Genomic DNA, 19,668 nt, shown 5'->3' on the forward strand with positions numbered 1-19,668 from the left:
CGTCGGTGAGTTCATGTCGTCGCACCATACGAAACCACTTCCCACCCGAGCAAAAGATCCACCCAGCACACCAAGAGCCATCAGAAACGGCCTAGTCGTCGATCCCCGACCGCTCCACCCCCGCCACGATCCACCGCTGGAAGAACAGGAAGACCACCAGCAGCGGCACGATCGAGACCGCCGCCGCGACGAACAGCTCGTGCAGGCGGATGACCTGGGACGTGGTGAAGGTGGCCAGGGCCACCTGGACCGTCCACGCCTCGCGGTCCTGGCCGATCACCAGCGGCCACAGGAAGGAGTTCCACGCGCCGATGAACACGATGGTGCCGACGGCCGCGAAGGCGGGCCGGGAGTTGGGGACGACCACGCGCCAGTACGTACGCCAGTACCCGAGGCCGTCTACCCGGGCCGCGTCCTCCAGCTCCCTCGGGAAGCCGAGGAAGTACTGGCGGAAGACGAAGCACGCGAAGGCCGAGAAGAGCGTCGGGACGATCAGGCCGCGCAGGGTCGACACCCAGCCGAGCGACGACACGAGCACGAAGCTCGGCACGAAGGTGATGGCCGCTGGGACCATCATCGTGCCGAGGATCGCGTAGAAGACGCGGTCGGCGTGCCGGTAGGGGATGCGGGCCAGGCCGTACCCGGCGAGCGAGGCGAGGACCAGGGTGGCGAGGGTGGTCACGACCGCGATCAGCGCCGAGTTGAGCAGGGCGCGCGCCATCGGCACCGTCGGGTCCGCGAACAGCTCCGACAGGTTCGACCAGTGCAGGGTCGCGGGGAAGAACGTCCAGTCGGGGGAGGTGATGTCGTCCTCGGCGGCGAGGCCGTTGCGCACGAGGAGGTAGAAGGGGATCAGGAACAGCAGGGCGAGCGCGATCAGCGTCACCAGCCGCAGCGCGCGGCCCGCCCGGACCAGGGCGTCGTCCGTGGGCCGTTTCACGGGAGCGGTCACCGTCGTCGGTCCTCCTTCCCGCTCAGGCCGAACCAGCGCGCCTGGCCGACCGTCACCACCGCGATGATCAACGCGAGGATCACCGCGCCCGCGCTGCCGAGCCCGAGGTTCTGCCCCTGCCCGAGCGCCGTGTAGTAGAGGTAGACGAGCGGCGGACGGGCGTAGGGCGGGTAGCCGCGGGAGTCCGAGAGCAGGTTGTAGAACTCGTCGAAGGCCTGGAAGGCGTTGATCACCAGGAGCAGCGTCACCGCCACGGAGGTGGCGCGCAGCTGCGGGAGCGTGATGTGGCGAAGGACCTGCCAGCCGGGCCGCGCCCCGTCCACCGCCGCCGCCTCGTAGAGGGCGGGCGGGATCCGCTGGAGGCCCGCCAGGAAGAGGATCATGTAGAAGCCCGCCTGGAGCCAGAGCCGCACGGTGACGATGACCAGCCAGTACCAGGGTGGCTCGGTGGTCGACAGCCAGGCGACCTGCTCGGCGCCGAACCAGCCGAGGACGGTGTTGGCGAGCCCGAACCGCACCCCGTTGAAGATCGACAGCTTCCAGATCAGCGCCGCCACGACATAACTGCACGCGGCGGGCAGGAAGAACACCGACCGGAAGAACGCCTGCGCCCGGCGCGTGCGGTGCACCATCAGGGCCAGGGCGAGCGACAGGACGAACGTCGTCGGCACGATGAACGCCGAGAAGAGCGCGAAGGTGGCGAGACTGTCGGTGAAGGCGTCGTTCCGCAGCATCGACGCGTAGTTGTCGAGGCCGACGAAGTCCGTGGGCGAGACGGTGTTGTGGGCGTCGAAGAAGCTGAGGTAGACGCTCCAGGCGAGCGGTACGTACGTGAACAGGACCAGGCCGAGGGCGAAGGGGCCGACGAACACCCAGAACCAGAGCGTGCGGTTCTGGGTGCCCAGCGGCCGGCGTGCCGGTGCCGCGCCCCTCATGACTTCTTCTTCACCCGGGCCAGCTCCGCCCGCACCTCGCGCACCACGGACCTCAGCTCGCTCTCCGGGTTCGCGCCGGACTTGATGACCCGGCTCAGCGCGTCCTGGTAGGCGGTGCGGCTCGCGGGCGTCCACAGCAGCGGCTCGGCGTAGCCGTACTCGGTGGCGTGGCGCACGGCGTCCGCCGCCGGGCCCTCCGTCAGCTTGTCGGCCTTCTTCGCCAGGGAGAGCCGGGCCGGGATGTGGAAGCCGTAGGAGAGCGCGAAGTCCTCCTGATAGCGCGTCCCGTCGATCCACAGCCACTTGAGGAAGTCCTTCGCCTCCTTCTTGTGGCCGCTGCGGGCGCTCACCGCCGCGCCGTACGCCCCGACCGGCAGCGCGGGCCTCCCGTGCGGTCCGTCGGCGGGCAGCGGGAGGACGCCGAAGTCGTCGCCCAGCTTCTCGCGCACGGCGGGCAGCGCCCACAGGCCGCACCACTGCATGGCGGTCAGCTCCTGCGTGAACGCCGAGGGGTCGGACCAGTCGGCGGGCGCGCCGAGGAGCAGCGACTTGTCGGCGTACAGCTGGCGCAGTCCGCCGAGGACGCGCGCGGCGGCCGGGTCGTCGAAGCCGACCTCGCCGTCCTCGGTGACGGAGGAAAGGCCCGCCGCGTAGAGCGGGGTCATGCCGAGGGCGCCCGCCCCGCCGTCGTTGCCGAGGAAGAGGCCCTTCACCTTCTTGGTGGTCAGTGCCTTCGCCGCGTCGACCAGCTCGTCCATGCTCCGGGGCGCTCGCACGCCCGCGTCGGCCAGCAGGCTCTTGCGGTAGTAGAGCAGGTGCGTGTCGAGGACCTGGGGGATCGCCCAGATCTTCCCGTCGTACGTCTTCGGGGCGAGCGCCACCGGGTTGAAGTCGTCCCGCACGCCGTCGAAGAGGTCCGTGAGGTCGACGACCTGGCCGCCCTGGATCTGGTCCAGGGAGGGGCCGTTGACCTCGAAGACGTCGGGGCCGGAGTCGGTGAGCAGGGCGGCGGCCGTCTGCTCGTCGTAGTTGCCGGGCCGCCACTGCACGCGCACGTCCGCCTTGCCGTACGCGGCGGCGTACCGCTTCACGGCCTGTTCGGTGCCCGGCTCGCCGTACTGGTGGTACCACTGCGCGAGGCGCGGCCCCTTGCCGCCCGAACCTCCCTCGCGCCCGGTGTTGGACCCGCACGCGGTGAGCAGTCCGAGCGCCGCGCCGGTCCCGAGCAGCGCCCTGCGGCTGATGGTCATCCTGATCGTCCCCCTGCGTGCTGTCGTGGCTCCTGTACGTGTCGGGCCCAACGATCAACCATGCGCGGGGATTACGACAGAGGTGTTGCGGCCGAGTGTCAGCGTTCCGTCAAGGCGGGCCGGGCGGGTGTATGCGCCGCGTCAAGGCGGTCGCCACGGGCCGCGCCGCCGTTCTACGGTGTCGCACATGGGGCAGGACAGGACAACGCGGGACACGGCGCCGCGAAGCGGCGCAACCAGCCGGGCGGCGCCGGACATCGCGACCGACCGGACCCGGCCGGCGCACGTGCGCACCGCCGCCCTCTGCGCGTCGGCGCTCTTCGTGCTCCTGGTCCTCCTCGACCTCCTCGACGGCACGCCCGGCATGGCCGGAACCACCCTGTGGGCGGGCCTGTCCGCCCTGCTGTACGCGGTGCTGCACCCCGTGCGGGTGACGGCGGGCCCCGGCTGGCTCGCCGTACGGGGGCTGTGGCGCGGCGGGCACGTCTGCACCGGACTGCTGACCGCCGTGCGCTACAGCGAGGGCGTCGCCGCGCGGCTGGTCCTGTGCGACTCGCTCGGCAACCGCGTCGAACTGGACCCGCGCGTCCTGGTCGACAACCCGCTGCTGCTGCACCGCCTGGAAGTCGGCGCCCGCCACGCGCGCGAGGCGGGGCTGCTCAGGACGGGCTGCGCCGAACTGCGGCGGCTCGCGGCACGCGTCGACGCGGCGGCGGCGCGGGGCGTGTTCGAGGCCTCGGACCTGCGGTAGCCGCAGGCGCCCGCGCCCGGTGACCTTCGCCCCTGGGGAACCCCGGAGGGAGAGGGGACACTGGGGGCATGGACCGCGACACCCGAGCGGGCGGTGAGGACATCACCACCCGCGCCGACCTCGACGTGCTGCTCCGCCGCTTCTACGCGGCCGCGTTCGCCGACCCGCTGATCGGCCCGTTCTTCGCCGAGATCGCCGGGACCGACCTCGACGCCCATCTGCCGCACATCACCGACTTCTGGGAGCGCGCGCTCTGGCGCACTGCCGACTACCGGCGCGACGCCTTCGCGCCGCACGCCGCACTGCACGCCGTACGCCCCCTGACCGCCGAGCACGCCGGGCGCTGGGTGCAGCTCTGGCACGCCACGGTCGACGGGCTGCACCACGGCCCGCACGCGGACCGCGCCAAGGCCCACGGGGAGCGGATCGCGCTCGCCCTGCTGCGGCGCCTGGCCGGCCAGGAGGCGCCCACCGTCGGCGAGGGCCCGGGCTTCGTCCCCCTGGCGGCGGTGCGACTGCGCGGGGCGGCGTAGGACCATACGTCCGGGCCTGGTCCGGCTGGAGGGCGTGGCCTTGAAGCCCCGTTCGAACGCAGACGGCTGTCAGGGACTGATGACCAGGCCCACCGTCGCCAAGGCGCCGGCCACGAAGGGCGCGAGCGCCATCCGCCGTATATGGCGCACCTGGCGCTCAAGGCGCTTGCACTCCCTGCGGACCGCGACCTGTGTGCCCAGGTGTGCGCGCTTCGTGTTCCGCGGGTCGAAGACGACGGCGACACCGTCCACGCCTTCACGGCCACCGACGGCGTGACCCGCCGCATCCACGGCCATGACAAGAAGGGGAGGGCCGTCCGGATCGCCTACCACCCCCGCGACCCGGCCCAGGCCACTGTCTGCCCTCCGAGGCGTGACAGGGTGCTGGAACTCTTCGTTCCGCTGGTCGCCGCCGTCATCACGGGGTTCGTGGACTACGGGACGTACCGGCTCGCCCTCCCCGCCTTCACGGGCTGACCCTCGGCGGGGCGTCTCGCCCACCTGTCCCAGGTCTTCCCAGGTGACCAGGCACTGCTAGGCGGCCGCGCCCCCGTCGACGAGCAGGTCCGCGCCGACCACGGAACCCGACTCGTCCGACGCCAGGTACAGCACGGCGGCGGCGACCTCCTCGGTGGTGGAGACCCGGCCGAGCGGGGTCTGCTCCTTCATGCGCGCCGCCCGGTCGGCCTCCCTCTCACCGGGGCGCAACGACATGGAGGTGTCGGCGGCGCCGGGGCTGACGGTGTTGATGCGGACCCCGTCCCGGATGTGCTCGGTGGCCGCCGCGCGGCTCAGCGCGGAGACGGCCGCCTTGGTCGCGCCGTAGGCTGCGGTGCCGGGGGCGCTGGTGTGGGCGCCCAGGGTCGAGCCGATGTTGACGATCGTGCCGCCCCCGGCCTGTCCGCGCATCTGCCGGACCTCGGCCTGGAGGGCGAGCAGGACACCCGTGACGTTGATGTCGAGCATCGTGCGCCAGTCCTCCTCGGGCAGTTCGGCGACCGGCTGCCCGGCGCGCAGGACGCCCGCGTTGTTGACGGCCACGTCCAAGGAGCCGAAGCGGTCCACGGCCGCGGCGACCAGGGCGGCGAGGTCGGCCGAGCGGGAGACGTCGGCGGTGACGGCGAGCGCCGTGCCGCCGGCGGCCTCGATGAGGGCCACGGTCTCCTTCAGGGGCACCTCGGTGCGCCCGGCCACCACCACGTTCGCCCCCTCGGCGGCGAAGGCGCGGGCGATGGCACGGCCGAGGCCGGAGCCGGCCCCGGTGACGAGGGCGGTGCGGCCGGTGAAACGGGTGCGGGCGGCGAGGGCCGTCATGACAGTCTCTTTTCTTGACCGATCGGTCTATTATCGGGGCAGCAAAGAACAGCGGAAGACGAGCGGTGGACAAAGGGGCGGGTCAGTCGAGCAGGGCCAGCGCCTGCTCCACCGCGTCCCGCACCCGCGCCGGGTCCGCGGACGCCTTGCCGACGACGCGCAGACCCTGCATCAGGACGAGCAGCAGGCGGGCGAGCGCCAGCGGATCGCGGTCCGCCGGCAGCTCCCCCTGGGCCTGGGCGCGTACGAGCGCGGAGTGCAGCAGGGTCTCGAGGTGCTCCCAGCTGCGCTCCACGCGGCGCAGGGCCGCCTCGTCGTGCGGGCCCAGTTCGGCCGCGGTGTTGGTGACGAAGCAGCCGCTGTGGCGGTCCTCCTCGGAGGCGGCCTCGCCGCCGAAGCGGCGTACGACCTCGCGCACCGCGGGCAGCGCCGGGCCCGGCCGGGACAGCGTGGCCAGCAGGCGCGGGTTCTGGATCTCGGCGTACCGCTCCAGGGCCTTCAGGTACAACGCGTGCTTGTTGCCGAAGGTCGCGTAGATGCTGGCGCGCCCGATGCCGAGCGCCTCGACGAGATCCGCCATCGACGTCGCCTCGTAGCCGCGCCGCCAGAACAGCTCCAGGGCCGACTGCAACGCGGCGTCCGGATCGAATTCCTTGGTCCTGGCCACGCCGGTGACCCTACGTTTTTCTGGAACGGTCGGTCAAGTACTTTGCGCGGCACGCGAGACCGGGTGAGGTCAGGCGATGCGCACGGGGTGCACGGCCACCGCCACCTCGTCGTCGTCCAGGCACCGCCCCGTCTCCAGGTCGAACCGCTGCTTCAGGAGCGGCGAGGCGACGAACGGCCGCCCGCCCTGCGAGCCGAGCAGCCCCCGGGAGAGCACCGCGGCGCCCGTGAACGGGTCGCGGTTGTCGATCGCGTACGCCCGGCCCTCGCGGTCGAGGAAGAGCGCGGCCTGACGGCCGTCGGGCAACAGGGCGGCGAGGCCCCGCCCCGGCGTCAGCCGGGCGCGCTCGCAGACCTCGAACCAGTCGTCGGACAGGCGCAGTTGGACACGGGTGGGCGTGGTGCTCATCGGGAGGCTCCTTCCAGGGGCCGGGGGCTGATGGCGAGCAGGGGCAGGTCCGGCTTGATCTGGTCGCGCTCCGGGACGAAGCCGACCGTCGGGTCCGGCACGCCCGGCGCGTTCACGAAGGACACGAAGCGCGCCAGGCGCTCCGGGTCGTCCAGGGTCTCGGCCCACTCGTCGCGGTAGTGCGTGACGTGGTCGGCCATCAGCGTCTCCAGCTCGGCGCAGATGCCCAGCGAGTCGTGGACGACCACGTCCCGCACGTGGTCCAGGCCGCCGTCGATCCGCTCCAGCCAGGCGGCGGTGCGCTCCAGACGGTCGGCGGTGCGGATGTAGAACATCAGGAACCGGTCGATGAGTTGGACCAGGCCGGCGTCGTCCAGGTCCTGCGCGAGCAGATCGGCGTGGCGCGGGGTGGCGCCGCCGTTGCCGCCGACGTACAGGTTCCAGCCGCTCGCGGTGGCGATCACGCCGAAGTCCTTCGACTGGGCCTCGGCGCACTCGCGGGCGCAGCCGGACACCGCCGACTTGAGCTTGTGCGGGGCGCGCAGCCCGCGGTAGCGCAGCTCCAGGTCGATGGCCATGCGCACGGAGTCCTGCACGCCGTAGCGGCACCAGGTCTGCCCGACGCAGGACTTCACCGTGCGCAGCGCCTTGCCATACGCGTGCCCGGACTCGAAACCGGCGTCCACCAGCCGGGTCCAGATCATCGGCAGCTGCTCGACGCGCGCCCCGAACAGGTCGATGCGCTGACCGCCGGTGATCTTCGTGTAGAGGCCGAAGTCCCTTGCCACCTCGCCGATGACGATGAGCTTGTCCGGGGTGATCTCGCCGCCGGGGATGCGGGGCACCACCGAATAGGAGCCGTTCTTCTGGAGGTTGGCGAGGAAGTGGTCGTTGGTGTCCTGCAGCGCGGCCTGTTCGCCGTCCAGGACATAGCCCTCGGCGCCGATCGTCGGGGCCAGCGAGGCGATGATGGAGCCGACCGTCGGCTTGCACACCTCGCAGCCCTCGCCGCCGCGCGCCGCCTGTCGGCCGTGCCCGTCGAGCAGCGCCCGGAAGGACGTGATCCGCAGGGCGCGCACGATCTCGTACAGCTCCTGGCGGGTCTGGGTGAAGCAGCCGCACAGCCCCTGGTCGCCGGATTGGGGCAGCAGCTGCCCGATCACCTTGACGCAACTGCCGCAGCCCGTACCGGCCTTGGTGCACTTCTTGACCTCGGGCAGCGTGGCGCAGGCCTGGATGGCGTCCTTGGTGACGTTGTGGCAGCTGCAGATCACCGCCGAGCCGGGCAGCGACTCCGGGCCGAGCGCGACGGGGGCACCCGCTCCCTCGGGCAGCACCAGCTGCTCGGGCGGCAGCGGCGGCACGCTCCCGGTGAGGGGGCGCAGCAGGCCGTACGCCTCCGCGTCACCCACCAGGATGCCGCCGAGCAGCTCACCGCCCGGGCCCATCACCAGCTTCTTGTACGTGCCCGAACGCGAGTCGGAGTAGACGACGTCGAGGCAGCCCTCCGCCGTGCCGTGCGCGTCGCCGAAGGAGGCGACGTCCACGCCGAGGAGCTTCAGCTTGGTCGACAGGTCGGCGCCGGTGAAGCTGGCCTCCCGGTCGGCGGCGATGGCGGCGGCGGCCGTCTGCGCCATCTCGTAGCCGGGCGCGACCAGGCCGTACACGCGGCCGTCCACGGCCTGCGCGCACTCGCCGATCGCGTACACGTCCGGGTCGCTGGTGCGGCACTGCGCGTCGACGGTGATGCCGCCGCGCTCGCCGACGCTCAGGCCGTGTTCGCGGGCGAGCTGGTCGCGCGGGCGGACACCGGCGGAGAACACCACCAGGTCGGTGGCGAGTTCGCTGCCGTCGGACAGCTTCATGGCGCGCACCGCGCCGTCCTCGCCCGTCACGATCTCCTGCGTACCGGTGCCCGTGTGCACGCTCAGCCCCAGGCCGGTGATGGTGCGCAGCAGGGCCGCGCCGCCGCCCTCGTCGACCTGTACGGGCATCAGGCGCGGCGCGAACTCCACGACGTGCGTGGCGAGACCGAGGCCGCGCAGCGCGCCCGCCGCCTCCAGGCCCAGCAGGCCACCGCCCACCACCGCGCCGGTCGTCGCGTGCTTCTTCGCGTACTCCTCGATCGCCAGGAGGTCCTCGATGGTGCGGTACACGAAGCAGCCCGTCGCGTCCTTGCCCGGCACGGGCGGCACGAAGGGGTACGAACCGGTGGCGAGGACCAGCGTGTCGTACGGGAAGACGCGCCCGGAGCGGGCCGTGACCGTCCGCGCCGCGCGGTCGAAGCGCTCGGCGGGCTCGTCGACGTACAGCTCGATGTCGTGCAGGTCGAGGAACTCCCGGTCCGTGAGGGAGAGTTCGTCGGGCGTGCGGCCCGAGAAGTACGAGGTCAGCTGCACCCGGTCGTAGGCGGGGCGCGGCTCCTCGCACAGCACCACGATCCGGTGGCTCGCCGCCAGACCGCGCTCGACGGCGGCCTCCAGGAAGCGCTGGCCGACCATGCCGTGGCCGACGAGCACGATGGTGGGGCGGTGCGGGGTCTGTGCGGGGTTCGGCTTCGGCATGTCAGCGGCCTCCGATGGGGGTCTGCCCTGCTCGAACGGAGTCGAGAGCTTGGGGATGGGTGAGCAGGTGGAGCAGGGGGCTGTCGTCGTCGGGCAGTGGTTCGTCCGCCTCCCAGGCGCGGGCCAGCGCGCCCACCGAGGCGAGATCGCCGACCAGGACACCGCCGACCAGGCGGTCGCCGCGGACGACGACCTTGCGGTAGGTGCCGCGGGTGGCGTCGGCGAGCTGGATGACGTCGTCGTCGGGGAGCGCCTCGGGGTCACCGAACGCGGCGAGGTCCAGGGGGCCCGGACCGGACAGGGTGAGGCGGGTGAGCATGCGGCTGCCGGCGTAGGGCGCGCGGGGCTTGCCGAGCAGGCTGTCGGCCAGCGCGTCGGCCTGTTCCAGGGACGGGGTCGCCAGGCCGTAGACCCGCCCGGCGTGCTCCGCGCAGTCCCCGACGGCCCTGATGTGCGGATCGGACGTACGCAGCCGGTCGTCCACGACGACGCCCTTGCGTACGTCGAGTCCGGCGGCCAGCGCCAGACCGGTGCGGGGGCGCACCCCGCAGGCGAGCACGGTCAGCTCGGCCTCCAGCGCGTAACCGTCGGCCAGCTCCACCTGGCGCACGGCGCCGTCGGTGACGCCGACCCCGCGCACCCGGCACTCCGTGTGCACCTCGACACCCAGGGCGCTCAGGTGCGCCCGCACGAGCTCGGAGGAGGCCGGGTCGAGCTGGCGCTCCATGAGCCGCTCGGCCTGCTGCGTCAGGACGACCTGGGCGCCCCGCCGGGCCAGGGCGCGGGCCGCCGAGACGCCGAGGAGGCCACCGCCGATGACCACGACCCGGGCGCCGGGCGTCACCGCGGCGGACAGGGCGAGGCAGTCGTCCATCGTCCGGAAGGCGTGCACACCGCGCGGCAGCTCCCGCGCGCCGGGCGCGAACAGGCCGCGCAGCGGCGGCAGGACCGGGTTGGAGCCGGTCGCGAGGACCAGGGTGCCGTACGGGACGACCGTGCCGTCCTCGCAGTGCACCAGGCGCTCCGCGCGGTCGACGCGGACCGCGCGGGTGCGCAGCACGGTGCCCGTGGGGGTTGGCAGGGTGATCACGTCCGCGCCGTACCGGCCCGCGAGGACCTCCGCCAGCAGGACGCGGTTGTACGGGGCGTGGTCCTCCTCGCCGATGAGTACGGTGTCGGTGGCCCGGGGGCCCTCGGCGCCGAGACGCTGCGCTACGCGGGTGCCGGCCAGGCCCGCGCCGATCACCACTGCCGTGGATGTCATGTTCCGCAGCCTGCGGGGTGGGTGTTTCCCGGTCGGGGCCGGGTTGTTTCCCTCGGGGAACGGTGCGCTCAGCGGGGGGCCGCGGTCGGTGTGAGGGGCACTGGGCCGCCGCTGCGCGGCGGATGCTTTGCCCACCCACCTGCCCGTCTCGCGGCGTCTGGCCCTTGCCGTAGGGGGGCGCCGTGGGGGTTATAAGGTCGCGATCATGCCTGACATATCCCTCGCCATGGTCGTCGTGCTGTGTCTCGCCGCGCTCGCGGCCGGCTGGATCGATGCCGTGGTCGGGGGCGGGGGACTGTTGCTGCTGCCCGCCCTGCTGCTCGGTCTGCCGGGCGGCACCTCCGCCCCGCACGCCCTCGGCACCAACAAGGCCGTGGCGATCGTCGGCACGGCGGGCGCGGCGGTGACGTATGCGCGCAAGGCACCCGTCGACGTGCGCACCGCCGTGCGGATCGGCCTCGCCGCGCTCGCCGGGTCGATGTGCGGCGCCTTCTTCGCGGCCGGGATGAGCACCGACGTACTGAAGCCCGTGATCATGGTGGTGCTCGTCGGCGTCGGCACCTTCGTGATCCTGCGGCCCGCCTTCGGCACCGCGCCCGCCACCGGGCCCGCCTCGCCGCGCCGGATCCTCGCCGCGATCGGCCTCGCCGGCCTCGGCATCGGCTTCTACGACGGCTTCATCGGCCCGGGCACCGGCACCTTCCTCGTGCTCGCCCTGACCGCCGTGCTCCACCTGGACCTGGTCACCGCCTCGGCCACCGCCAAGATCGTCAACTGCTGCACCAACGCGGGCGCCCTCGCGATGTTCGCCTGGCAGGGCGTGGTCCTGTGGCAACTGGCCGCGCTGATGGCCGTCTTCAACCTCGTGGGCGGCATGCTGGGCGCGCACACCGCGCTGAAGAAGGGCAGCGGATTCGTCCGGGTCGTGCTGCTGACCACCGTCTTCGGACTCGTCGTCAAGATGGCGTACGAGCAGTGGGTGGCCTGAGGCGTCGAATGGCCCGAGGCGTCGGGAGGCCCGAGGCATCGGATGGCCCGAGGCGCGGGCGGCGCCCCCCCCGCGACGACCGGGCTCAGCGCACCGCCGTCAGGTGGGCGAAGACCACCACGTTGCCCTGGTAACCGGTCTGCTTCGAGTACTTCCCGCCGCAGGTGATCACCCGCAGTTCCGGCCGGGGCGCCGGACCGTACACCTTCTCGTCGGGGAAGTCCTTGGCGTCGTACACCTCGTTCGCGTGAACCGTGAAGACGGCGACGCTGCCGTCCCTGCGCTCGACCTCGATCGTGCGGCCCTTGGCCAACGCGCCCAGCTGGTAGAAGACGGCCGGGCCCTCCTTGTTGTCGACGTGGCCCGCCACGATCGCGGTGCCGCGCTCACCCGGCGTGGTGCCCGCCTCGTACCAGCCCGCGAGGTTCTCGCGCTCGGGCGGCGGCACGTCGAGGCTGCCCTGGGGGGTGAGTTTGAGCCCCATCAGGGGCGCGTCGACGCCGATCGCGGGGATCCGCACGCGGTCCGGCGGGGACGGTGCCAGCGGCGCGGTGCCCGCATCGGGGCGCGGGTCGGGGCGCGGGGCCCGCGGGCTCTGCGCGGCCTGCGCCGCCTGCGCGGTGGAGGGCTGCGGGGGTGGATGCGCGGCGGTTCCGCTGCTCAGCAGCCAGGCGCCGGAGCACAGCGCCACGAGGCTGACGGTCGCTATGACGGCGTTGCCGGTCTTCTCGCGCATACGGCGTCCCCCTCGGGGTCGGTGGGGCCGGACCCTCGTCCCCCTCCCGGCCCACGAGGGGACACGGGCCGGGAGGGGGCGGGGGCGGCGGTACCGGTCGGACAGCGGAGGGTGTCCGTCAGATCCTGTCGCCTCTCGCCCGGCGATGCAGGAGCCAGGTACCGCCCGCGGCGGCGACGGCCAGGGCCGCCACTCCCGCCGCGGTCTGTGCGGGGTCGGGACCGAGCGCGCCGCCGACCCCCGTCTTCACGTGTCCCTTGGGGTGCGGCTGCGGCCGTTCCCCGGCGGCCGCGGTGGAGGTGATGGTCACCACCAGATCGCCCGCGACCTGCTTGTCCTTCGTCGCCCGGCCACCGGCGCCGGAACACTTCGCGACGATCTCGTAGGTACCGGGCTGCGCGGACGGCGGCACCTCGAACCGCCCGGCCGTCTCACCGGGGCCCTTGCCGGGCGCCAGGCTGAACGTGCCCGCCCCGACCGCGCTCGCGTCGCCCGTCGCGGTCCCTCCCGGGCCGCAGGCGGTGGTGTGCACGGTGACGGCGGTGCCGGGGGTGACGGTGGACGGCTGGATCTCCAGGCCGCCGGCCGGCGCGGCGGCGGCGGGAGCGGCCAGGGCGCCCGCCACCGCTACGGCGAGCGCGGTACCGGACAGCAGGCGGGTGTTGCGCATGGTGCTGGTTCCTCCGAGGCCTTCGCGGAACACGGCCCGCGGCACCCCCAAGTGCCGCTGCGTCGGTCGAGCCCCGCTCTACCGAGGTAAGTGGCACCGCGCGACCCACGCCTCCTGAGACCCCGTCGAAAAGCCGCCGAACGAGCGGCTCCACCCCGAAAGGAACCGGCGTTCCAGCAGGTCACCGCCTTTTCACCCGCCGGTCTCCGAAGAGCGGGCGGGGCGGCTGTGAATGGGTGACCAGGGGCGGCCGGGGAGCGGAAGGGGCGCCCCGGCCGTGGAGGGGCATCGGGCTGGCGGCGGCGTCAGATGGTGTCCCAGGGGATCTGTTCGTAGGCGTCCGTGACCGTCGTCATCAGCTGCTCGTCGATGGCGTACGACACGTCGTCGATCCGCCGCACCGGACAGACCCCCCAGGAGTTGGTGACGAAGGCCGCCGAGTACGACGGCAGGTCCGCGAGGGTGACGGGGGCGTGCCGGGTGGGCAGGCCAGCGGCGGGCAGGCACGCCTCTAGAAGCTGCATCGTGACGCCAACCAGATGCGGCGCGTCCGGCCACAGGATCCCGGTGCCGTCGAAGAACGCGATGTTCGTGACGGCGCCCTCGCTGATCTGCCCGCCGTCCCCGGTGAGCAGCGCGTCGTCGAAGCCGGCGGCCCGCGCCAGCTCACCGTGCCGGGCCTGCCCGAAGCCGCCCAGATGCTTGATGTGGGCGAACGGCCGCTGATACGCCACGGACATCAGGGACTGCGCGCGCGCCGCCTGGCCCGCGGGCAGCTCGACGGGCGGCCGCACGGTGACCATGAGGGACGGCTCCCCGTCGGGCGCGTGGACGTAGACACGTACGGAGGCGTCGTCGATGTCGTCCCGCAGGATGTGCCGGACCACGCCGCGCACCCGCTCCCCGTCCAGCTCCCGCCCGAACAGCTCGCGCGTGGCCGCGTCGAGCCGGGCCAGGTGCAGCCCGATGCCGCGCACCTTGCCGCCCCTGACCTGCATCGCCGTGAAGTGCCCGGTGGTGACGAGGGCCGGCCACAGCAGGCTCCCCGCGGTGGCCGGCTGTCCGTCGATCTCGATGCGCTGCACCAGCGCCGGATGTGTCATGCGACCACGCTACGAGACGGCCGCGGGAGCCCCGGCGCCCCGTCCCCTGCCCCGCGCGGGCAGGCGCTCAACTCCGGTTCAGGGAGGGGAGGCGATCCCCTCGGCCCGCGCTCACCCGGCTCGCCCCACGGTGTGCTCGCAACGCGCTCGGATTGGTCGGCAGAGCCGCTTGACCTCAACCATGGTTGAGCTACGAGGCTTCACCCATGACCGACACCACGTCTTCCTTTCCCGCCCCTGCCGCTGCCGTCGTCTCCTCCGCCGCGACCTCCCTCGCCTCGGCCTTCGGTGGCGGAGGCGACGACGCGCCGCTGCGGGTCGCCGTCATCGTGGGCAGCAACCGCGAGGGCCGCTTTGGGCCGATCATCGCCGAGTGGCTCCTGGCTCACGTCCGCGAGCGCCCCGATCTCACCGTCGACGTCGTCGACCTGGCCGAGGTGGACCTGCCGACGTCCCTCTCCTTCGCCCCTTCCGCCGCCGTCTCCGCCGAACTCGCCAAGGTCACCCCGAAGTTGGCCGCCGCCGACGCGTTCATCGTCCTCACCCCCGAGTACAACCACTCCTACCCGGCGTCCCTGAAGAGCGTCATCGACTGGCACAAGGGCGAGTGGCAGGCCAAGCCCGTCGCCTTCGTCTCGTACGGCGGGCTCTCCGGCGGTCTGCGCGCCGTCGAGCACCTGCGCCCGGTCTTCGCCGAGCTGCACACCGTGACCATCCGCGACACCGTCTCCTTCCACGACGCGGGCGCCCTCTTCGACGACGCGGGCCGCCACCGCGACCCGGCGGCCGCCGACGCCGCGGCGAAGACCATGCTCGACCAGGTGGCGTGGTGGGGCTGGGCGCTGCGCGAAGCCAAGGCGACACGCCCGTACGGGAGTTGATGGGGCGCGGGCCCCGGGCGCGGCGGTGGGCGATCCGCAGGGGCGACGCCGAGGGCGCCCCGTCCGCTCCCGCCCGCCCCGCTGTGCACAATCGGCGTATGGACGACGACCAGACAACGCCGACCGTACTGACCGTGCTGACCACCACGGACGCGGAGGACAAGGCGCGTGACCTCGCGCGCGAGGCGGTGCGGGCGCGGCTCGCGGCCTGCGCGCAGATCACCGGCCCCGTCACCTCCGTGTACCGGTGGGAGGGCGCCATCGAGACCGCCCAGGAATGGCAGGTGCTCCTGAAGACGACTGCCGCGCGCTACGCCGCCCTGGAGGCGTGGCTCACCGAGGCCCACGACTACGACACCCCCGAGATCATCGCGACACCGGTGACCCGGGGAAGTGCGGCCTATCTGGAATGGGTGGAGCGGGAGACCACCGGGTGACCGAGCGGCCCGCGCCCCGGCTGCCGTTCTTCGTGTACGGCACGCTGCGCCCGGGGGAGCGGAACCACGCCGTCCACCTCCGGGGCAACGTGGACGCGCAAGAGCCCGCCCTGCTCCCGGGCGCGGTCCTGTACGAGGGCCCCGGCTATCCGTACGCGGTGGAAGACCCGGAAGCCGGGCCCGTCCACGGCGAGTTGGTGACGGCCGCGCCCCACGCCCACGACCGGCTGCTCGCCGCCCTCGACCTCCTGGAGGAGTACGCGCCGGGCGACCCCCGCAACCTCTACGACCGCGTCAGGCGCGAGGTCACCCGCACCGCGGGCGGGGCCCCGGTACGGGCCTGGGTCTATGTGGCGGCGCCCCGCGTCACGGCACACCTGCGGGCGTCGGGCGCGGTGATCGAGGGAGGCGACTGGACGGCGTTCCGCCTCGGCTGGACGGCGTTCCGCCTCGGCCGCTGAGCCCGTTCGGTCACTTGCGCCCCACGGGGCGAAAGCCGCAGCTCAACCCCCGGCGTACTCGATCCGGCGCACTCCATCACTCCCTGGTACGTGGGACGCACCTGCTGATCCGCGCTCCTCCTACGGGCCCGGGCGCACGCCGTCCCGGGCCCCGCCCCCGCCCTCGCCGACCCCGGCCCCCTCCACCGGTTCGAGCCGTACGGCGCAGACCTTGAACTCCGGCATCCGCGACACGGGATCCAGCGCCGGATTCGTCAGTGAATTGGCCCGCCCCTCGCCCGGCCAGTGGAACGGCATGAACACCGTGTCCGAGCGGATGGACGACGTGACCCGTGCCGGGGCGACCGCCCGGCCCCGCCGTGACACCACGGCGACTGCCGCACCGTCGGCCACCCCGAGCCGCGCCGCGAGCCGCGGATGCAGCTCCACGAACGGCCCCGGCGCGGCGGCGTTCAGCTCGTCGACCCGCCGCGTCTGCGCCCCCGACTGATACTGCGCGAGCACCCGCCCGGTCGTGAGCAGCACGGGGTACTCGGCGTCCGGCTCCTCCGCGGCGGCCCGGTGCGCCACCGGCACGAACCGCGCCCGCCCGTCCTCCGTGGCGAACCGGTCCAGGAACAGCCGCGGCGACCCCGGGTGCACGAGCCCGGCCCTTGCCTCGCCCCCGTCACCGCTTCCGGCCGCGTCACCACCTTCGGCCGCGTCACCACCTTCGGCAAGGCCCTCCGGAGCGGGGCACGGCCAGAAGACGCCCTCGCCCTCGCCCTCCCCCAACCGCTCGTACGAGATCCCCGAGTAATCCGCGGGCCCGCCCGCGCTGGCCCGCCGAAGCTCCTCGAAGACCTCCTCCGGGTCGGTGGGGAAGCCCTTCCCGTGGCCGAGCCGCGCCGCGAGCCCGTGCAGCACCTCCAGGTCGCTGCGGACCCCGGCCGGCGCGGACACCGCCCGGCGGCGCAACAGCACCCGCCCCTCCAGATTCGTCACCGTCCCCGTCTCCTCGGCCCACTGCGTCACCGGCAGCACCACGTCCGCCAGTTCCGCGGTCTCGGACAACACCACGTCCGCCACCGCGAGGAAGTCCAGCGACCGCAGCCGCTCCTCCACATGCGCGGCCCGCGGCGCCGAGACGACCGGATTGGAACCCATCAGGAGCAGCGTCCGCACGTCCCCGCCGAGCGCGTCGAGCAGCTCGTACGCCGACCTGCCGGGGCCCGGCAGCGCATCGGGGTCCACCCCCCAGACCGCCGCCACATGCGCCCGCGCCGCCGGGTCCGTCAGCTTGCGGTAGCCGGGCAACTGGTCCGCCTTCTGCCCGTGTTCGCGCCCGCCCTGTCCGTTGCCCTGACCGGTCAGGCAGCCGTACCCGGACAGCGGCCGCCCGGCCCGCCCCGTCGCGAGGCACAGATTGATCCACGCCCCGACCGTGTCCGTCCCCTTGGACTGCTGCTCGGGCCCGCGCGCGGTCAGCACCATCGAGGTCCGCGCGTCGCAGAACATCCGCACCGTCTCGCGCAACTGGGGAACCGGCACGCCGGTGATCCGCTCGACGTGCTCCGGCCAGTGCGCCATGGCCGCCGCCCGCGCCTCCTGCCAGCCGCTCGTCCGCTCCTCGATGAACTCCTCGTCCGTCCGGCCCTCCGCCACGACCAGGTGCAGCAGACCCAGCGCCAGGGCGAGGTCCGTGCCGGGGCGCGGCGCCAGATGCAGGTCGGCCTGCTCGGCGGTCCGCGTGCGGCGGGGGTCCACGACGATCAGCGTGCCGCCGTTCTCCCGCAGCTCGGTGAGGTAGCGCAGGGCGGGCGGCATCGTCTCGGCGAGGTTCGACCCGACGAGGATCACGCAGCCGGTGCGCGGAATGTCCTCCAGCGGGAACGGCAGCCCCCGGTCGAGCCCGAAGGCCCGCTGCCCGGCCGCCGCCGCCGACGACATGCAGAACCGGCCGTTGTAGTCGATCTGCGACGTGCCGAGCACCACCCGAGCGAACTTGCCCAGCAGGTACGCCTTCTCGTTCGTCAGCCCGCCGCCGCCGAACACCCCGCACGCGTCCGCGCCGTGCTCCGTGCGCACACGGGTCAGCTCCCCGGCGATCCGGTCGAGGGCGTCCTCCCAGGTGGCCGGCGCGAGCTTGCCCGTGGCCCGGGAGCGGACGAGGGGCTCGGTCAGGCGCACCCGGGAGGAGAGCAGTGCGGGCGCCGTGCGGCCCTTGCCGCACAGGGCGCCCCTGTTCACGGGGAACGCCGCGCGCTCCACGACCTCCACGCCACCCCCCGGGCCCGCCGTCAGGCCCATGCCGCACTGCAACGCGCAGTACGGGCAGTGGGTCGCCGTCACGGCCCTGGCCGCGGGGGTCGCCGGTGTCGCGGGTGTCGCCGTGGAGTGCATGCCGCCCAGCGTCCGCCGTCCTTGTTACGCGGCCCGACGTGCTCGTGTTTCGCACGCGGTAAGCCGACCTCAGCCAGGGACGCACCCGGCTGTGAGGTCGGGCGCGAAGGCCCTCGCGGTGCGCACGCAGCCGGGTGGCACGCGGGGGTACGGGCAGCCCCGACATCCTTCTTGTAAGGGAGGCGCTCCGCGCAAGAGAGGCGCTCCGCGTGAGAGAGACGCTCTGAGGGCGGTCCCGCCCGGTCAGCGCGTCGAGGCCAACGCCCGTGCCACGCCCGGCTCCCGCTCGCCGAGGAACCGGGGGTCGGGACGGAGCGCCGCGTCCAGCGCCGCCTTGCCCGCCGCGAGGACCTCCCGCGCGCCCCCGTAGTACCAGGTCGAGTCGTGCACCGCGTCCACCCCGACCCCGTACGACGAGACGCCCGCCGCGTCGCACAGCGCGACCGCCCTGCGTATGTGGAAGCCCTGGCTGATCAGCACCGCCCGGTCCACGCCGAAGATCTGCTTCGCGCGGACGCAGCTGTCCCAGGTGTCGAACCCCGCGTAGTCGCTCACGATCCGCCGGTCCGGCACGCCGTGCTTCTTCAGATAGGCACGCATCGCGTCCGGCTCGTCGTACTCCTCGCGGCTGTTGTCGCCCGTGACGAGCACGACCTCTATCCGTCCCTTCCGGTACAGCTCGGCCGCCGCGTCCAGGCGGTGCGCGAGATACGGCGAGGGCTCGCCCTTCCACAGCCCGGCGCCGAAGACCACCGCGACCGGCGCGCGCGGCGCGTCCGCGACCGTGCCGATCTCATCGTCCGTCGTGACGAACAGCCAGGTCGCGGGCAGCAGCGCGAGCACGCACAGTGCCACCACTCCTCGCACGGCCCGCCGCTGTCCCTTCGGCGTACGCGGAACCCGCAGCCATTGCGGCCGCCGAAGCCGCTCGCGTTGCCGAAGCTGCTCGGGTCGCCGAAGCCGCTCCGACCGCCGCAGCCATGCCGGGACCCGGCCCCGCAGCCCCACCCGTCCCGCCCTGCCCATGCCGTCCATACGCGTCCCGCCCCCGTGCCACACCGGATCTCCCCTGATCCGATCACTGCCACAACCGTAAGCGACCGCGCCGACGACGAGCAGGTCCCGCACCCCGGAGCCGACCCCGAAAACACCCCGACCCAGCCCCGAGACCTGGCCCCGAGACCCCGCTCCCTGGACCCCGCCCGGGACCGACGCATGACCGGGCCCCGAGACCTCGGCCCCGAGCCAGCGCTTGACCGCGTCCCGGGACCAGCGCCTGACCGCACCCCGGAGCCGACCCCGAAATCACCCCGAACCGGCCCCGGGACCCCGCCGCGAGGCCCCGCCCCGGGGTCAGCGCCTGACCCCGCCC

Annotated in this window: 20 protein-coding genes; 6 read left to right on the forward strand and 14 right to left on the reverse strand. The window is 73.3% G+C overall.

What is annotated here, in order from left to right; genetic code table 11:
- Positions 1–91: 91 nt before the first annotated feature.
- Genes ACZ5GP_RS02875 through ACZ5GP_RS02885 form a run of 3 tightly spaced genes read right to left on the reverse strand, consistent with a single transcriptional unit; the run spans position 92 to position 3,137 of the window.
- Positions 92–952 (reverse strand): carbohydrate ABC transporter permease, encoded by an 861-nt coding sequence (locus tag ACZ5GP_RS02875; RefSeq protein WP_468749080.1) that lies wholly within the window; start codon positions 950–952, stop codon positions 92–94.
- The gene (locus tag ACZ5GP_RS02880) at positions 949–1,887 is read right to left on the reverse strand and encodes a carbohydrate ABC transporter permease (protein ID WP_468749081.1); all 939 of its coding nucleotides are present in this window, start codon (positions 1,885–1,887) and stop codon (positions 949–951) included. Before ACZ5GP_RS02880 ends, ACZ5GP_RS02875 begins: the two co-directional genes overlap by 4 nt.
- On the reverse strand, positions 1,884–3,137 hold the full coding sequence (locus tag ACZ5GP_RS02885; RefSeq protein WP_468749082.1) for an ABC transporter substrate-binding protein: 1,254 nt from the start codon (positions 3,135–3,137) through the stop codon (positions 1,884–1,886). Before ACZ5GP_RS02885 ends, ACZ5GP_RS02880 begins: the two co-directional genes overlap by 4 nt.
- 187 nt (positions 3,138–3,324) lie before the next feature.
- On the opposite strand from ACZ5GP_RS02885, the gene ACZ5GP_RS02890 reads away from it, so the two are divergent.
- Positions 3,325–3,888: a hypothetical protein gene (locus ACZ5GP_RS02890; RefSeq protein ID WP_468749083.1), complete on the forward strand. Its 564-nt coding sequence runs from the start codon at positions 3,325–3,327 to the stop codon at positions 3,886–3,888.
- A 68-nt stretch (positions 3,889–3,956) separates the two neighbouring features.
- Complete coding sequence (locus tag ACZ5GP_RS02895; protein ID WP_468749084.1) at positions 3,957–4,421, forward strand: group III truncated hemoglobin; 465 nt, start codon at positions 3,957–3,959, stop codon at positions 4,419–4,421.
- Between the two features lie 69 nt (positions 4,422–4,490).
- On the opposite strand, the gene ACZ5GP_RS02900 is transcribed toward ACZ5GP_RS02895, so the two are convergent.
- The 6 genes from ACZ5GP_RS02900 to ACZ5GP_RS02925 form a co-directional block, all read right to left on the reverse strand.
- Complete coding sequence (locus tag ACZ5GP_RS02900; RefSeq protein WP_468749085.1) at positions 4,491–4,718, reverse strand: hypothetical protein; 228 nt, start codon at positions 4,716–4,718, stop codon at positions 4,491–4,493.
- A 237-nt stretch (positions 4,719–4,955) separates the two neighbouring features.
- Positions 4,956–5,735: an SDR family NAD(P)-dependent oxidoreductase gene (locus ACZ5GP_RS02905; protein WP_468749086.1), complete on the reverse strand. Its 780-nt coding sequence runs from the start codon at positions 5,733–5,735 to the stop codon at positions 4,956–4,958.
- 82 nt (positions 5,736–5,817) lie between these two features.
- Positions 5,818–6,402: a TetR/AcrR family transcriptional regulator gene (locus ACZ5GP_RS02910; RefSeq protein ID WP_468749087.1), complete on the reverse strand. Its 585-nt coding sequence runs from the start codon at positions 6,400–6,402 to the stop codon at positions 5,818–5,820.
- 69 nt (positions 6,403–6,471) lie between these two features.
- The gene (gene nirD, locus ACZ5GP_RS02915; RefSeq protein ID WP_468749088.1) at positions 6,472–6,810 is read right to left on the reverse strand and encodes a nitrite reductase small subunit NirD; all 339 of its coding nucleotides are present in this window, start codon (positions 6,808–6,810) and stop codon (positions 6,472–6,474) included.
- Positions 6,807–9,374, reverse strand: coding sequence for a nitrite reductase large subunit NirB (gene nirB, locus ACZ5GP_RS02920; RefSeq protein ID WP_468749089.1), 2,568 nt, complete (start codon positions 9,372–9,374; stop codon positions 6,807–6,809). Before nirB ends, nirD begins: the two co-directional genes overlap by 4 nt.
- Position 9,375: 1 nt before the next feature.
- Positions 9,376–10,638: an NAD(P)/FAD-dependent oxidoreductase gene (locus ACZ5GP_RS02925; RefSeq protein ID WP_468749090.1), complete on the reverse strand. Its 1,263-nt coding sequence runs from the start codon at positions 10,636–10,638 to the stop codon at positions 9,376–9,378.
- Between the two features lie 205 nt (positions 10,639–10,843).
- On the opposite strand from ACZ5GP_RS02925, the gene ACZ5GP_RS02930 reads away from it, so the two are divergent.
- A complete protein-coding gene (locus ACZ5GP_RS02930) occupies positions 10,844–11,626 on the forward strand; it encodes a sulfite exporter TauE/SafE family protein (protein WP_468749091.1) in 783 nt (260 codons plus the stop codon).
- A gap of 85 nt (positions 11,627–11,711) precedes the next feature.
- On the opposite strand, the gene ACZ5GP_RS02935 is transcribed toward ACZ5GP_RS02930, so the two are convergent.
- The 3 genes from ACZ5GP_RS02935 to ACZ5GP_RS02945 form a co-directional block, all read right to left on the reverse strand.
- Positions 11,712–12,362 (reverse strand): class F sortase, encoded by a 651-nt coding sequence (locus ACZ5GP_RS02935; RefSeq protein ID WP_468749092.1) that lies wholly within the window; start codon positions 12,360–12,362, stop codon positions 11,712–11,714.
- 118 nt (positions 12,363–12,480) lie between these two features.
- Complete coding sequence (locus ACZ5GP_RS02940; RefSeq protein WP_468749093.1) at positions 12,481–13,032, reverse strand: hypothetical protein; 552 nt, start codon at positions 13,030–13,032, stop codon at positions 12,481–12,483.
- A 305-nt stretch (positions 13,033–13,337) separates the two neighbouring features.
- A complete protein-coding gene (locus ACZ5GP_RS02945) occupies positions 13,338–14,135 on the reverse strand; it encodes an aminotransferase class IV (protein ID WP_468749094.1) in 798 nt (265 codons plus the stop codon).
- Positions 14,136–14,341: 206 nt separating this feature from the next.
- Between ACZ5GP_RS02945 and ACZ5GP_RS02950 the strand changes: the two genes are divergently transcribed.
- From ACZ5GP_RS02950 to ACZ5GP_RS02960, 3 genes are all read left to right on the forward strand, one after another.
- Positions 14,342–15,016: an NADPH-dependent FMN reductase gene (locus ACZ5GP_RS02950; protein WP_468749095.1), complete on the forward strand. Its 675-nt coding sequence runs from the start codon at positions 14,342–14,344 to the stop codon at positions 15,014–15,016.
- 98 nt (positions 15,017–15,114) lie between these two features.
- Positions 15,115–15,453, forward strand: coding sequence for a divalent-cation tolerance protein CutA (gene cutA, locus ACZ5GP_RS02955; protein ID WP_468749096.1), 339 nt, complete (start codon positions 15,115–15,117; stop codon positions 15,451–15,453).
- Complete coding sequence (locus tag ACZ5GP_RS02960) at positions 15,426–15,914, forward strand: gamma-glutamylcyclotransferase family protein (protein ID WP_468749097.1); 489 nt, start codon at positions 15,426–15,428, stop codon at positions 15,912–15,914. Before cutA ends, ACZ5GP_RS02960 begins: the two co-directional genes overlap by 28 nt.
- 120 nt (positions 15,915–16,034) lie before the next feature.
- Here ACZ5GP_RS02960 and ACZ5GP_RS02965 read toward each other — a convergent pair whose 3' ends face one another.
- Together ACZ5GP_RS02965 and ACZ5GP_RS02970 are read right to left on the reverse strand one after the other, a co-directional pair.
- On the reverse strand, positions 16,035–18,296 hold the full coding sequence (locus tag ACZ5GP_RS02965; protein WP_468749098.1) for a molybdopterin oxidoreductase family protein: 2,262 nt from the start codon (positions 18,294–18,296) through the stop codon (positions 16,035–16,037).
- 243 nt (positions 18,297–18,539) lie between these two features.
- On the reverse strand, positions 18,540–19,370 hold the full coding sequence (locus ACZ5GP_RS02970) for a SanA/YdcF family protein (RefSeq protein ID WP_468749665.1): 831 nt from the start codon (positions 19,368–19,370) through the stop codon (positions 18,540–18,542).
- Positions 19,371–19,668 lie beyond the last annotated feature (298 nt).

It is taken from the genome of Streptomyces sp. NPDC031466, from assembly GCF_055581265.1.